The following is a 14493-nucleotide window of genomic DNA, read 5'->3' as shown; positions in this document are numbered from 1 at the left end:
CGAACGCTTTATTATTGCAATTGCCGTCCGCCTGATTGACTACACATACCCGAAACCTTAAGAAGTGTCCCTAAAGCGAAGCGAAAAATTCCTCCCTAGACTGGACAGGCGCTTCTAGAAGCCTCCTGACTCGCACAGCTTGCCCCCTTGCCGGAAGGATAAGCACGTTACTCGCCTGCTTAGCCCTTAATGCAAAGCCGGCGGAAGTCAGGACACTGATCACATCTGGCACCAAGGCGCGATGCTTGTCATCCAGACCACGATAGAGGGAACCCTCTCGGCGGCCAACCCCTCTTTGCACATATAGCTTCTTAAGGACTGTTAGTGCGACTCGCTGCCGAGGTGTCAAGGAAACGATTCCCAGAATCCCGCGGGTCGTTCGAGCCGCAGCATCAAATTGCTCGTAGTCGCAATCAATGAAGGAGCCCCCAGGAAGGGCCTCGACGGACGCAACACCTTCAATTAAGCCGAAGACGCACCTTACGAACGTCGGCATTTTGGAGTCACCTTCAAATTCAGTCAAATCCATATGTTGAATTACGCTATCAGTAAAGACAACATCACGCAGGCTGGAGTCGTCATCAATAGACAGGGTTGGTATCAACAAGCCCTCCAACGACAGGGATGCAGAGGTCTTGAAGTCCTGTAGCCTTTTCGCTGCCTGCAGCATGTCCAACAAAATCCCGTCGGCGCCGCCCTCACGCTGGAACGCCGCAGCGGCAGCACCAGCCTGCGTCCCCTTAACAGCGCTCGCTACAAGCCGCTCCACCACCATATCGATTCCCAATGACTCCATTACAGCAGCCGTGCCTCGTATAGCAAGAAGTGACTTGTCGGAGTAATGGTCCGTAAGCCATCTTGTCACATCACCAGCGCGGGCGGCATCAGCCAAGGACGAATCGATGAAGTAGCGCGATCCACTACTCTCGTCTTGCACGCCTAATCCGGGAAGACGCTGTAGGATCTGGTAACTGCCCTCATCAGGTGGCGAGCCCACCACCGACGTAAAGGCATTCGTTAGGTCATTTGGGGCGAGCGGCCCCATTCCGTCCAGCCGCGCACGTGCGGTTGTAGCAAGCCGTTCGATTATTAATCGAATCGTTGATCCCTCAACGAAAGCGTCGGAAGAGTTGCGCGCCTCCCTTTCTGTAATCTTATCCAACAACACATCCCAAGCGGCAGCAGCAGACGAGTATCCATCAGTAGCCAACGCCTCTTTCAGAAGACCGGTCGCTACTAGATAGCCGAGGAGCAACGGTCGCGACGGCAACCACTCAGGAAGCGCCTCGGCCCAGTCATACCGCTTGAGATAAGCCGAGATTTGGGATTCAGTGAAGTCGCTTGTCGTGAAAATTTTTGCAGATAATGGCAACCCCAGAGACGATCTCGCTTCTTGAAGGCTGTCGAAGAAATGCGTTCGCCCCGTTATAAAGATCCCACTACCATCAGGTGTGCCATCGATGAACTTGCGCACGAGATCTGTAGCCAAACGCCTAATGTCCCGCCAACTCGTCGCCCGCCCCATCCAGCCGGGCGTAGCAATCTCGTCGAAGCCATCCAGTAGAAGATGAACGTCCCCCGCAAGCCATGCCCGGACGAGCTGGGATCGACCTTCGAATCCTATCTTCCGGGCATGTCGCTCCAAGGCTTCGTCGGGGTCACGTTGCCCTTGATGATCGCGGAGGTTAAGCACCACAGGGAAACGGCGGTCGCCCCTCCTGTGAGACTCAGCAAGTTTTTTGAAAACCTCGCGAATCGTCATACTCTTCCCGGCACCATAGTCACCAATTAGGGCGACACAATGCCCGGATCCAACTTGTGACGCAATGTACTGGAGCCCCACAGGGTCTCCCCCGCCAACAACCCCAAACTCCAAGGGCACGTAGGACTCTTTGGGATTCGTTTTGCCGGATACAGGGTCACGCGCACTACCAAATGGATACGAAGGGCGAATGGTGAGATACTCAAGGGAATTGATAAGCTGGCCTCGGAGTTGAGCCATGCTGCAGGCCACTACCGGCGCACCGAGCCGCGCTATCGCGGCACGTTGCTCAGGCTGAGGCTCATCACGCGTAACGAAGTAACCCTTTATCAGGCGCATGGGATACTGCTTGGCAAAGTCGGCACACGCCTTAGCAAGCTTTAGCCCATCTGAAGTCGCCTTATCCTTCCGACGAGACACAGTGCATTCGATTAGCACAACGGAGTCTTCGGAAATGAAGATCCCGTCGCGTTCCCTACCGTCCAGGTAACCGGAGCCCTGGTACTGATTTGACCGACCAAATAGTGCCCGAGCAACACGGAGCACTTCCGCCTCGAAGGTCCGCTCCTCTTCCGCCATCCAATTCCCCCATTACAAACTAGCGCTACTTTTCGCCAACATAGATTCGCCAGACAGCCCGCACAACGACAGGGTTACGATCAGCGCTCTTACTCGATACGCAATTTGTCCCATACCAGGTCATGCCAGGTGCGATGCAGCCACCAGCGCCAAGCTACTGGAGTCCGCATCCTGCGCATCGCCTCTTCATCTCGCTCCAAGACGTCGGGAAGATTACCGGCAGTAGGCCCACCAGCGGGACCCCGTTCGATGTGATCCCTTGGGGCCACAGATCACTGCCCCGCAACCCATCAGTCAATAGTCTGGCCCCTCGAAGGACAGCCACCCGTCTTAGGGACACTGCTTTTGCTGGTCATCGCCATCGCCGTGGCTTTACGGGGGAAACCCGGGCGGAAACAGTTAAAGAGGTGCTTTGTCCAATAGCTGGGCTGACGTGTCAGTTATCCGACAGGCCGCCTCGACCGGTGCCCAGGTGCAAGGCGTATCGCGAGGGCTTAACTTGCCCGAGTGACGGATCTTGCGCGCGGCATCTACGAGCACCTGATCACCCACCAGCTCGCCGGCCAGCTCCACCACCTCGACGCCGCCCTGGTCCAGCACCGCCCCCTCGACCCCGCCGACTCCCACGAGTTCCTGACCCGTCACCTCGCCACCCTCATCAGCCGCGCCCTGCAGGCCGTTCCCGGCGGCGACGACAAGCTCCACCGCCAGGTCGACCTGGCCAACCGCCTCGCCACCGCAATCGCGGATCTCAACCCCGACGCGGCCGGCCCCAGCGACCAGGTCACCGACGCCCGGAATCTCCTGCACGCCATCGCCGCCCCACCCACCCCACCCGCGCAGCCGACCTTCCCGCAGCGCCCCACCACCCCGCTCTCCACCGGCGCACTCCTGGTCAACGGCCGCCACCAGCCCCGCATCGGCCACGAGGTCACCCACGAGATGGCCTCCGCCAACCACGTCGACCTGCTCTGCGCGTTCATCAAGTGGCACGGCCTGCGCATCGTCGAGCCGGCCATCCGCGAGCTGATCCGGCGCGGCGGCATGCTGCGGGTCATCACCACGACCTACATGGGCGCCACCGACCAGCGGGCGCTGGACCGGCTCGCCGAGTTGGGAGCCGAGGTCAAGGTCTCCTACGAGACCAGAACCACCCGGCTGCACGCCAAGGCGTGGCTGTTCCGCCGCAACAACGGCACCACCACGGCGTACGTCGGCTCGTCGAATCTGTCGAAGGCCGCGCTCGTCGACGGGGTGGAATGGAACGTCCGGATCTCGAACATCGAGCAGCCGCACGTCATCGACACGTTCACCGCCACGTTCGAGGACTACTGGAACGACCCGGCGTTCGAGGCGTACGAGCCGACCAGGGACGCCGGACGCCTGCGGCAGGCGCTGCGTGGTGAGCGGTCGGACGGCACCGTCACCGAGATCGCGAACCTGGACGTGCGGCCGTACCCGTACCAGGCGGAGATCCTGGCCGACCTGGACGCCGAGCGGCAGGTGCACGGCCGGCACCGGAACCTGGTGGTGATGGCGACCGGCACCGGCAAGACGGTCGTGGCGGCGCTGGACTACCGACGCCTACACCGCAGCAAGACCGTGGACTCGCTGCTCTTCGTCGCCCATCAGGAGCAGATCCTCAAGCAGAGCCTCGCGACGTTCCGCCAGGTGATGGGTGACGGCAGCTTCGGCGAGCTGCTGGTCGGCGGCAGGGAGCCGACCGACTGGCGGCACGTCTTCGCGTCGATCCAGTCGCTGCACCGGCGGGAGATCGACCCCGAGGCGTACGACATGGTCATCGTCGACGAGTTCCACCACGCGGAGGCGCCGACGTACGCCCGGCTGCTGGATCAGTTGGAGCCGCGCGTACTGCTTGGGCTGACGGCGACCCCGGACCGGGCCGACGGTGGCGACGTGCGGCGGTGGTTCGACGGCCACGCCGCCGTGGAGCTGCACCTGTGGGAGGCACTGGAGCGGCAGTTGCTCGCCCCGTTCCAGTATTTCGGGATGCACGACGACGTGGACCTGTCGCACCTGCGGTGGAAGCGCGGCCAGGGGTACGACCTGGGCGAGCTCGGCGGTGTCTACACCGGCAACGAGGCGCGGGCGCGGATCATCCTCAAGGCCGTGCGGGACAAGGTCGACGTGGACCGGATGCGGGCGCTCGGGTTCTGCGTGAGTATCGGGCACGCGGAGTTCATGGCGGACTGGTTCACCCGCCGGGGCGTACCGTCGGCTGCGGTGACCTCCCGGGCGGACCGCGCCGGGCGGTCGCGGGACGAACTGCTACGGGAGTTCAAGGCCGGGAAGCTGCGCGTGCTGTTCACGGTGGACCTGTTCAACGAGGGGGTCGACCTGCCGATGGTCGACACGATCCTGATGCTGCGGCCCACCGAGAGCGCCACGATCTTCCTTCAGCAGCTCGGCCGTGGCCTGCGGCTGGACGACGACAAGCCCTGCCTCACGGTGCTGGACTTCATCGGCGGGCAGCACGCGAACTTCCGCTTCGACCTGCGCTGGCGGGCGCTGACCGGGGTGACCCGGCGTGCGATCAGGGACGCGGTCGAGCAGAACTTCCCCTCCCTGCCGAGCGGCTGCCACGTCGAGCTGGACCGGGTGGCGAAAGAGGTGGTGCTGAGCAACCTCAGGAGCGCCATGCCCACCTCGAAGAAGGGCCTGGTCGCGGAGCTGCGGCAGCTCGGGGACGTCAACCTGGCCACGTTCCTGCACGAGACCGGGCTGGAGATCGAAGACGTGTACCGGTCGGCGTCGGTCGGTGGATGGACCGGGCTGCGGCGGCTCGCCGGCCTTGAGACGTCGCCCCCCGGCCCGGACGACCGTGAGCTGGGGCGGGCGGTCGGGCGGATGCTGCACCTCGACGACGTGGACCGGCTGGACCTACTGGCCCGAGTCGCGGCCGGTGAACGGCCCGCAGCCGGCCGGCTCTGGGACATGCTGCACTTCGACCTGTGGGGGCCGAACTCGTCGCTGGCCTCACGGGACGAGCGGGTGACGCGGCTGTGGGCGGAGCCGGCGCGCTGCGTCGAGCTGCGCCAGGTCGCCGAGGTGCTGCGGGAGCGGATCCACCGGGTGACGACGCGGGCGGGGGTGCTGCGGGTGCACGCCCGGTACAGCCGAAACGAGGCGTGTGCGGCGTTCGGGATGTCGAACCCGGGGTCGCTGCGTGAGGGCGTGAAGTGGCTTGAGGCAGAGCAGGCGGACCTGTTCTTCGTCACGCTGGTCAAGTCGGAGCGGCACTACTCCCCCACCACCATGTATGCCGACCGGGCCATCACCGAGCGGCTGTTCCAGTGGGAGTCGCAGAGCACCACGTCGTCGGTGTCGACGACCGGGCAGCGGTACATCAATCACGGGAAGCAGGGGTCTACGGTGCACCTGTTCGTCCGGGAGACCCGGGTGCCGGACCGGGACCTCGGCGCGCCGGCTTACCTGTACGCGGGGCCGATGGCGTACCGGGAGCACACCGGGGACCGGCCGATGCGGATCGTCTGGGAGCTGGCCCATCCGCTTCCTGCCGACACGTACACGGCGGCACGGGCGATCGCCGCTTGATCGGCCGAGCAGCGATCATCCCGTGAGTAGCCCACTTCTCGACAACCAAGATCGAAATGATCTGGAATTCAGGCCGCGTCTGCTGCTGGGGCGAATTTGACATCGAGCCTCATACCCAGGGCTCGGGCCAGGCGCTCCAGGACAGCCAAGGTGGGCACGGTGCCCCCTGCTTCGAAGCGGGCGACGGCGGACTGCGTCATGCCGGCCACCCTCGCCAGGTGGGTCTGGCTCCACCCGTTCTGCTCTCGCAACTGCCGCACCGCTTGGCCGAGCTCGAAGGCCATGCGCGCCGCCTCGCAGGCTTCCGCGGCACCCGGCTCGGCCATCCGGCGCTCCCGGAGTTCGTTCCAGTCAGCGCGATCGTTCATCGCTCCGCCCCCTCGTTCACCGTGTGCCGCTCCGTTACGCATCGCTCAAGCGCCCGACGGGCGCGTTCAACTTCGCGCTCCTCCCGCATCCGGGTCTCCCGAAAAACCGTCAACAGGATGATCCGCCGGTCGGACGCTATCCAATACGTCACCCGCACCGCATCGCGGTCCAGGTAGAACCGCAGTTCCCGAAGCTTGCCATCGAGCTGCTCTGTGTACGGTTCGCCGAGGAGGGCTCCCCGGTTTGCGAGCAGGTCGACATAGAAAGCGGCTCTTCGGACGCAGGAGGGCCCGCCGACGTGGACGCCTCCACCCGGACGATCGCCGCCTGAGCGGCGGCGCAGTTCGGGACCGGGATCGCACCATCTGCCGAGATAGACATTCACACTTCCCCATCTCCGAAGCGCGTGTTAACCCTGAGCGATGGCTACTTCACCGAGAGTGGCGCGGCGTTCGGGCGCAGGCCGCTCCGGCACGCCGCAACCGCGTTCCTCGCCCACGGCGGGTCCTGGCCGGAGCTCTCACCGTCGGTCCTGGTCAAGAAGCTCCAGACGATTCCCGGGATCGCCCCCCGGAGCGCCGGGGCGGCAATTGCCGACCGAAGCAACGACTGGTCGCTCTACCCGTACGGCGACCCGGGCGTCCGCACCTGGGCGCGGCGCGCGAATCCCGACCATTTCCGGCCGGCCGACGGACCCTCGCCGCCGGCACGTGGCGGCGAGTCACCGGTGAGCACCTGGGCCCGTACACCGCCCTCGCCCTCCGCTGCCGACAGGCCGGAGCCGTCTGAGCAGCAGCCCATCCTCGGCGTCGAGCCGGGCACGCCGCTCGACCTGCTGTTGGTCAACGCGCCGCTACGCGACTACACGCTCCGCCCCCGGGTCAACGACTTCACCCTGCCGGTGCTCGGCCTGGGCTACCTCGCCACCTACGCCACCGTGCAGGGCTTCAGCGTGGGCGTCCTCGACGGCGAGTCCCTCGGCCTCAGCGTCGAGGAGATCCAGAGCATCGTCAACGAGGCCGCGCCCCGCTGGGTGGGGTTCAACCTGCTGGCGCCGACGTACGAGCTGAGCGCCCGCATCGCCGCCGGCCTCGACGCCGAGATCCAGATCATGGTCGGCGGTCACCAGGCGAAGGCGAGGCCGGAGTCGGTCATCGCGGACCCGCGGTTCGCCCGCCTGGAGGCGCTGATCGTCGGCGAGGCCGAGACCCGGCTCGTCGAGCTGCTGAACGACCACCACCAGCGGGTACGGCTTCCGGGCGTGATGTGGCGGGACCCGATCCTGGGTACGCCGGTCACGGGCGGCGTACCGGGCACGGCCTGGCACCTGGCCCCGGACGTCAACGCCCTGCCGTTCGTCGACCGGCGGTTCTTCGCCGCCGACCCGTACCGGCCGGGCGACGGGCCGTGGGAGGCGGCGATGGTGGGCGCCCGCGGCTGCCCGTACGAGTGTTCGTTCTGCGGCGCGGCCGTCAGCGCCAACCTGAACGTTGCCATCCGCGCCCGGGAGCCGGCCAACATCATCGCGGAGATGGACGAGCTCAACGTCCGGTACGGCGTGCGGGCGTTCCGGTTCGTCGACGACCTCTTTCTCGGCTACGAACGGTTCGCCCGGCGCTGCATGCCCGCGTTCGCCGAGGCCGACGTCGGCGGCCGGTACGTCTGGGACGCCACCGGCCGGATCAACGTCCTCGCCCACGCCGACGACGCCTTCCTGGAGACGCTCGCGGCGAACGGCTGCCGGGAGGTCGCGCTCGGCATCGAGTCCGGCAGCGAGCGCGTTCTCGGCCACCTCCGCCAGCGGATCAGGCCCGAGCTGACCCGGGACGTGGTCCGCCGGCTCACCCGCCGGGGCATCAACGTCAGGGGTCACTTCGTCCTCGGCGGGCCCGCCGAGACGCGTGCCGAGTTGGAGGCGACCGTCCGGCACGTACGCGAGCTGTGGGACCTGACCGAGAACGCGCCCGGCACCTTCCGGGCGAACGTCTTCGAGTTCCGCCCCCACCCCGGCACCCCGCAGTGGCACCGGCTGCTGGCCACCGGCCGGTACGACCCGGCGCAGCTGCTGGGCCACCGCACCGTGGACCTGACCGACGACGGGCTGGACGAGGCGATGCGGACCGGCGACGAGTTCGACTTCCCGGCCAACCTCAAGTTCAGGGAGGTCGAGTTGCCACACGTGCGGCGCCGGCTGGTGGAGCTGGCCCGGGCCCAGCACGAGCGGCTGTTCGGCCGATGACGGCCGGTTCGTCGTCCAGCTTCGGCGGAGACGAAACTGTCGTAGTCGGGCCCTAGCGTGGCCTCGCCACAACACGCGAGGGAGACCCACCATGATCGATCACCTGGGCATCCAGGTCCGGGGCGTGCCGGCCAGCGCCGCCTTCTACGACGCCGTCCTCGCCCCGCTGGGCGGGCGCCGGCTGATGGAGTTCGGCGATGTGATCGGCTACGGCAGCGAGCGACCTGACTTCTGGCTCAGCCCCATGACCTCGCCCGGAGAGGCCCACGAGGCGCACATCGCCTTCACCGCCCCGGACCGGGCCGCTGTGCGGGCGTTCCACGACGCGGCGGTCGCCTCGGGCGCGGAGGTGCTGCACGCCCCGCGGATCTGGCCGGAGTACCACCCGACCTACTTCGGCGCGTTCGTTCGCGACCCGGACGGCAACAACGTCGAGGCCGTCTGCCACGCCCCGGAATGAGTGCCGACGGGTGAGCCGGCCCCGGCCGGGGGTTACCGTACGCGGATGGAACAGCGGATCAGCCTCGTGACCCTCGGAGTCGCCGACCTGTCCCGGGCCCGCGCCTTCTACGAGCGGCTCGGCTGGCGCGGTCAGGAGGTCGAGCAGACCGTCTTCCTCCAGGCCGGCGGCCTGGCCGTCGTGCTGTGGGCGCGTGACAAGCTGGCCGCCGACGCCGGCATCGGCGACGCGGGCTCGGACGGCTTTGGCGGGCTCAGCCTGGCGCAGAACGTCCGGTCCCGCGAGGAGGTCGACGGGGTGATCGGGGCGGCGGTCGAGGCCGGGGCGACGGTCACCAGGCCCGCCCGGGAAACCTTCTACGGCGGGTACGCCGGCTACTTCGCCGACCCGGACGGGCACCTGTGGGAGATTGCCTGGAACCCGGGCTTCCCGCTGGCCGCCGACGGCACCCTCACCGTCCCCGACTTCGGCACCGTCTGACGCCGCCCGGCCGCCGAAACGGCCAGGGCTGCGCAGGGCGGCGCGGGCGGTCAGCGGACCGGGTCGTGGGTGCCCCGGGGCACGTGGGGCTTGCAGCGGCGCAGCCGGTCGGCGGCCATCCGCCCGCCCACGGCCAGGCCGTGCCGCTCTACGGCGGCCAGCCCGTACGCGCTGCACGTCGGGGTGTAACGGCACTGGCCCGGCCAGCGGTGCGACAGCCAGCGCCGGTAGCCGAGGATCGCGGCCCGGCCGGCCCGGTCGACGACGGGTGCCCGGGTCGCCCCGGCGGCCACCGAGCCGAGGGTGAGCATGAACGAGAAGAGCCCGAAGTCGCAGCAGTCCGGGCCGTCGCAGTCGCAGTCGGTGCAGGAGTCGCCCCGACGCTTCTTCTTGTGGTGGTGGTTCCGCTTCAGATTGATCACGACGCCGATGGTGCGACACCCGCGCCACCCCGCCGACCCGGGAGGCGGACTCAGGCCCAGACGGTGCGGCGGAGCCCGTCGTGCGTGGCGCAGGCGTCCCGCCGACCGCCGGTGAGGCTGACCGCGCCGTCGCGGCACTGCACCAGGTACCCCCGCCCGGCCCAGAAGTCCTGCCCGCAGTCGAAGAAGTCGCACACCCGCACGTCGGGCCTGCGGACGCGCGAGCCGCCGCAGTAGTCGTACCCGAACGGGTTCGCCGGTGCGCCGCAGAGCCCGTCGCGCTTCGCGGTGGGTGACGCGGTGCGCCGCCGCGACTCCGGAGTCGCCTTCGGGTTCGCCTTCGGGGTCGTCTTCGGGGTGGCCCGCAGGACGGGGCGGGCCGTGGGGACGGGGGTGGGGGCGGCGGTGGCGGCGGACGCGACGTCGGAGCCGGGCCGCACCGGCGGGTCCGACTCGAAGAGCACCGCGGGGACCAGCAGCGCCGCGGCGACGGCCACCGCGACGGTACGCCGGCCGCCCGGCACGGCGGCGGTGATCCGGGCCTGGCCGGGGGTGGCGATGGCCGGGCGGAACGGCCGGGTCTGGTCGTGCTCGGCGATCAGCTCGTCGAGCTGGGCGAGCACGGCTCCTCGCTGCTCGATGGCCTCGGCGAAGGCGAGGGCGAGGGTGAACCGGAACTCGGCGGCGGCCTCGGCGGGCAACAGCAGCCCGGAGGTGCGCCGCCGGTCGAGGACCTGGATCAGCGTGACCGGCGCCGCCGGGTCGTGGGCCAGTCCGGTCATCTTCCCGTACGCCCAGTCGCGCCGGCCGCGCCCGCCGAGCAGGACCAGCCGGCGGTCGGTGAGCACGGCGATCCCGGCGTCGGTGACCTTGACCCCGTCGGGGCGTCGGTGGTGCAGCGCCGGCCGGCCGGGGTCGACGCTGAGGTCGGGGGCGGGGAGCACGGCGGTGTGCCGCAGCTCGACCAGTTGCGCGGCGGGCAGCGCCCAGTGGACCCGCTCGCCGGGGGCGAGTTCCAGGGGCAGGCCGGCGTCCGCCGTCGCGCGCCGGCCGAAGTCGGCCGCCGCCGCGCGCAGCCGCCGCAGCTCCTCGTCGCGCCGCCGCCACGCCTGCTCGGCGGCGCGGTACGTCCGCTGTCGTCGTTCGTTCTGCCGGTACGTCCACCGGTACCGCCACGTGGAACCCGTCGAATCAGTCTTCGCCACGCCGACTCCTTAGCCGCGCGAGCCGCCAACCGGGGTGTCATCCGGATCAACGGCGCCGACCGGCCGGACGACCCCGGCGAAGCCGGCGAATCACCTGATTGGCGGACAAGAGCGGACGATAAGCGGATGACGTCGCGTCGGTTCACGTTCTGTCGGCGGTCCTCGGCGACGCCGTGTGGATCGGTGGATCGCTGGGTAACGTCAGCCGCAGCCGGGCCGCGATGTCGCGCCGGCAGCACCGACGCGAGGGGGGACCCGTGACCGGCCCGGACCAGCGCCCGCGTGTCGTGATCGGGGTCGACATCGGCACCACCAGCACGAAGAGCGTCGCGTTCGACACGGACGGTCGGCAGCTCGCCACCCACTCCGTCGGCTACCCGTTGGACGAGCCGCACCCCGGCTACGCCGAGCAGGATCCCCTGCTGATCTTCGACGCGGTGGTGGAGACGGTCCGTGCGGTGGTGGCGGAGCTGCCCGGGCCGATCGCCGGGCTGTCGTTCAGCACCGCGATGCACAGCCTGATCGGGCTCGACCCGGCCGGTAAGCCGCTGACCGCGTCGGTGACCTGGGCGGACTCCCGCTCCAGCCGGCAGGCCGAGCGGCTGCGGGCGGTCCCGTCGGGGCTGGCGCTGCACCGGCGAACCGGCACCCCGGTGCACCCGATGGCACCGCTGCCGAAGCTGGTCTGGTTCGCCGAGCAGGAGCCGAAACTGTTCGAGCGGGTCGCCCACTGGGTCGGCATCAAGGACTATGTGCTGCTGCGGCTGTGCGAGACGCTGGTCACCGACCACTCGGTCGCCTCGGCCAGCGGCCTGATGGACATTCGGAGGCTCGCCTGGGACGCCGAGGCGCTGCGGGTCGCCGGGATCACCGAGGATCAGCTCCCGCAGCTCGTCCCGACCACCACCGTGCTGCCGGGGCTCACCACGGAGGCCGCCGCCGCGACCGGCCTGCCGGCGGACACCCCGATCGTGGTCGGCGCCGGCGACGGCCCGCTGGCCAACCTGGGCCTCGGCGCGGTACACCCCGGCGTGGTGGCCTGCTCGATCGGCACCAGCGGGGCGATGCGGGTGATGGTCGAACGCCCCGCCGTCGACCCGCTCGGCGGCGTGTTCTGCTACGCGCTGACCGAGGACCGCTGGGTGGTCGGCGGCGCGATCAACAACGGCGGGATCGTGTTGCAGTGGGCCGGCGACGCGCTGGCCCCCGAGCTGGGCGAGGAGTCCGAGGAGAAGCTGCTCGACCTGGCCGCCCACGCGCCGGTCGGCTCCGGCGGGCTGATCATGCTGCCGTACCTGCTCAGCGAGCGCGCCCCGCACTGGAGCGCGCTGCCGCGCGGGGCGTACGTCGGGTTGACCCACGGCCACCGCCGCGAGCACCTGGTGCGGGCGGCGCTGGAGGGGGTCTGCCAGCAGCTCGCCCTGGTGCTGTCGTCGGTGCGGGCGGCCGGCAACGAGGTGCGGGAGGTGCGGGCCAGCGGCGGCTTCGCCCGGAGCCCGCTGTGGCGGCAGATGCTCGCCGACGCGCTCGGCATGCCGGTGCGGTTCCCTGCCGGCCACGAGGGGTCCAGCTTCGGCGCGGCACTGCTGGGCATGCAGGCCCTCGGCCTGATCGCGTCCGTCGACGTCGCCGCCGACCTGGTGAAGATCGACGAGACGGTACGCCCCGACCCGACCGCCGCCGCCGTCTACGCCGCCCTGCTTCCGCTGCACTCCGAGCTGTACGACGCGCTCGTCCCGACGTTCGCGTCGCTGCGGCGGCTGGCCCCGAGCCTGCCGCCGGAGCCACCGTCCACCTCTCCACCCATGTGATCGCCCGTACCCTGCTGGCACGGACGCCGTCCGAAGGTCGTGATAGCCGTGGTCACTCTGCTCGCCGCACCGGCGGAACCACTCACCGACGCCGGTGACGCCCAACTGATCATCGCGGCCCTGCTGGGCATCGCCGTGGTGGTGGCCCTGATCGCCTGGGGCAAGCTCCATCCGTTCCTGGCGCTGATCCTCGGCGCGGCCGTGCTCGGCATCGCCGCCGGGGTCGGGCCCGACGCCATCGTCACGTCGTTCAGCGGCGGCGTCGGCTCCACCGTCGGCGGGGTCGGCCTGCTGATCGCCCTCGGGGCGATGATCGGCGGCCTGCTCGCCGAGTCCGGTGGCGCGGACGGCATCGTCACCCGGATCGTCAACAAGGTCTCCGGGTCGGCCCTGCCCTGGGCGATGGCCGGGGTGGCCGCGCTGATCGGCCTGCCGCTGTTCTTCGAGGTCGGCGTGGTGCTGCTGGTGCCGATCGTGCTGCTGGTCGCGAAGCGCACCGGCGTGCCGCTGATGAAGGTCGGCATCCCGGCGCTGGCCGGCCTGTCGGTGCTGCACGGCCTGGTCCCGCCGCACCCCGGCCCGCTGGTGGCGATCTCCTCGCTCAACGCGGACCTGGGCCTGACGCTGGGGCTGGGCCTGCTGATCGCCATCCCGACCGTGATCATCGCCGGGCCGGTCTTCGGCAACATCATCTCCCGGTACGTCCCCGCGACGATCCCCGAGGCGCTGCTGCCGACCCGTACGTCGGCCGGCGTCGGGGGTGGCGGGACCGACCGCGGCGCCGCGGGCCGCCAGCAGGGCGGCGTGGACGGCGAGCTGCTCACCGAGGACGACCTGCTCAACCCCGGCACCGGCCGCCCCGGCGCACCGGTCGACGACTCCGGCACCGAGACCGCCCGCCGGGCCCCGAAGTTCTGGCCGGCGGTGATCACCGTGCTGCTGCCGGTGGCGCTGATGCTGCTGCGGGCCGTCGGCGAGCTGGTCCTGGCCGAGGGCAGCGCCGGCCGCAAGGCCCTGGACATCGTCGGCGCCCCGATCGTGGCGCTGCTGGCCGGGGTGATCGTGGCCATGTTCACCCTCGGCTTCCAGGCCGGGTTCAGCCGCAAGCAGGTCTCGTCGGTGCTAGGCGGCTCGCTGCCGCCGATCGCGGGCATCCTGCTGATCGTCGCGGCGGGCGGCGGGTTCAAGCAGGTGCTGGTGGACGCCGGGGTGGGCAACCTGGTCGCCGACGCGGCGGAGAACGCCAGCCTGTCCCCGCTGCTGCTGGGCTGGCTGGTCGCGGTCGGCATCCGGGTCGCGACCGGCTCGGCGACGGTCGCCACGATCACCGCGGCCGGCATCGTCGCCCCGCTGGCGGCGACCCTGGACCGGCCCGGGGTGGCACTGCTGGCCCTGGCCGTCGGCTGCGGCTCGCTGTTCTTCTCGCACGTCAACGACGCCGGCTTCTGGCTGGTGAAGGAGTACTTCGGGCTGACCGTCGGGCAGACCATCAAGAGCTGGTCGGTGATGGAGACGATCATCTCGGTGGTCGGCTTCGCCGGCGTCCTGCTGCTCGACCTGCTGTTGTGACGCCCTGACCGGGCCGCCCGC

The 14493-nt window shown here is 69.2% G+C and carries 11 protein-coding genes; 6 read left to right on the top strand and 5 right to left on the bottom strand.

Annotated elements, in window-relative coordinates; translation table 11 throughout:
- Positions 1–70 precede the first annotated feature (70 nt).
- Positions 71–2101, bottom strand: coding sequence for an NACHT domain-containing protein (locus ACQPZO_RS06040; protein WP_433347798.1), 2031 nt, complete (start codon positions 2099–2101; stop codon positions 71–73).
- A 747-nt stretch (positions 2102–2848) separates the two neighbouring features.
- On the opposite strand from ACQPZO_RS06040, the gene ACQPZO_RS06035 reads away from it, so the two are divergent.
- Complete coding sequence (locus ACQPZO_RS06035; RefSeq protein WP_433347796.1) at positions 2849–5917, top strand: DUF3427 domain-containing protein; 3069 nt, start codon at positions 2849–2851, stop codon at positions 5915–5917.
- Between the two features lie 68 nt (positions 5918–5985).
- On the opposite strand, the gene ACQPZO_RS06030 is transcribed toward ACQPZO_RS06035, so the two are convergent.
- Positions 5986–6285, bottom strand: a complete 300-nt coding sequence (locus tag ACQPZO_RS06030; protein ID WP_433347794.1) for a helix-turn-helix domain-containing protein — start codon at positions 6283–6285, stop codon at positions 5986–5988.
- Positions 6282–6671, bottom strand: coding sequence for a type II toxin-antitoxin system RelE/ParE family toxin (locus tag ACQPZO_RS06025; RefSeq protein WP_433347792.1), 390 nt, complete (start codon positions 6669–6671; stop codon positions 6282–6284). The genes ACQPZO_RS06030 and ACQPZO_RS06025 overlap by 4 nt, the downstream gene beginning before the upstream one ends.
- A gap of 21 nt (positions 6672–6692) precedes the next feature.
- On the opposite strand from ACQPZO_RS06025, the gene ACQPZO_RS06020 reads away from it, so the two are divergent.
- From ACQPZO_RS06020 to ACQPZO_RS06010, 3 genes are all read left to right on the top strand, one after another.
- A complete protein-coding gene (locus tag ACQPZO_RS06020; protein WP_433347790.1) occupies positions 6693–8525 on the top strand; it encodes a B12-binding domain-containing radical SAM protein in 1833 nt (610 codons plus the stop codon).
- 91 nt (positions 8526–8616) lie between these two features.
- Complete coding sequence (locus ACQPZO_RS06015) at positions 8617–8985, top strand: VOC family protein (protein ID WP_433347788.1); 369 nt, start codon at positions 8617–8619, stop codon at positions 8983–8985.
- Between the two features lie 45 nt (positions 8986–9030).
- Positions 9031–9465, top strand: a complete 435-nt coding sequence (locus tag ACQPZO_RS06010; protein WP_433347786.1) for a VOC family protein — start codon at positions 9031–9033, stop codon at positions 9463–9465.
- A gap of 50 nt (positions 9466–9515) precedes the next feature.
- Here the strand turns inward: ACQPZO_RS06010 and yidD are convergent, their stop codons facing one another.
- Together yidD and ACQPZO_RS06000 are read right to left on the bottom strand one after the other, a co-directional pair.
- The gene (gene yidD / locus ACQPZO_RS06005) at positions 9516–9887 is read right to left on the bottom strand and encodes a membrane protein insertion efficiency factor YidD (RefSeq protein WP_433347784.1); all 372 of its coding nucleotides are present in this window, start codon (positions 9885–9887) and stop codon (positions 9516–9518) included.
- Positions 9888–9937: 50 nt separating this feature from the next.
- On the bottom strand, positions 9938–11092 hold the full coding sequence (locus ACQPZO_RS06000) for a hypothetical protein (RefSeq protein WP_433347782.1): 1155 nt from the start codon (positions 11090–11092) through the stop codon (positions 9938–9940).
- 257 nt (positions 11093–11349) lie between these two features.
- Between ACQPZO_RS06000 and ACQPZO_RS05995 the strand changes: the two genes are divergently transcribed.
- Both ACQPZO_RS05995 and ACQPZO_RS05990 read left to right on the top strand, forming a co-directional pair.
- The gene (locus tag ACQPZO_RS05995) at positions 11350–12903 is read left to right on the top strand and encodes a gluconokinase (RefSeq protein ID WP_433347780.1); all 1554 of its coding nucleotides are present in this window, start codon (positions 11350–11352) and stop codon (positions 12901–12903) included.
- A 48-nt stretch (positions 12904–12951) separates the two neighbouring features.
- Positions 12952–14472, top strand: coding sequence for an SLC13 family permease (locus ACQPZO_RS05990; protein WP_433347778.1), 1521 nt, complete (start codon positions 12952–12954; stop codon positions 14470–14472).
- The last annotated feature ends 21 nt before the right edge of the window (positions 14473–14493 follow it).

The sequence above is a fragment of the Micromonospora sp. CA-111912 genome, assembly GCF_050948415.1.
Classification (GTDB): domain Bacteria; phylum Actinomycetota; class Actinomycetes; order Mycobacteriales; family Micromonosporaceae; genus Micromonospora.
The sequence above is the reverse complement of the archived record's forward strand: the minus strand, read 5'-3'. Positions and strand labels throughout refer to the sequence as shown.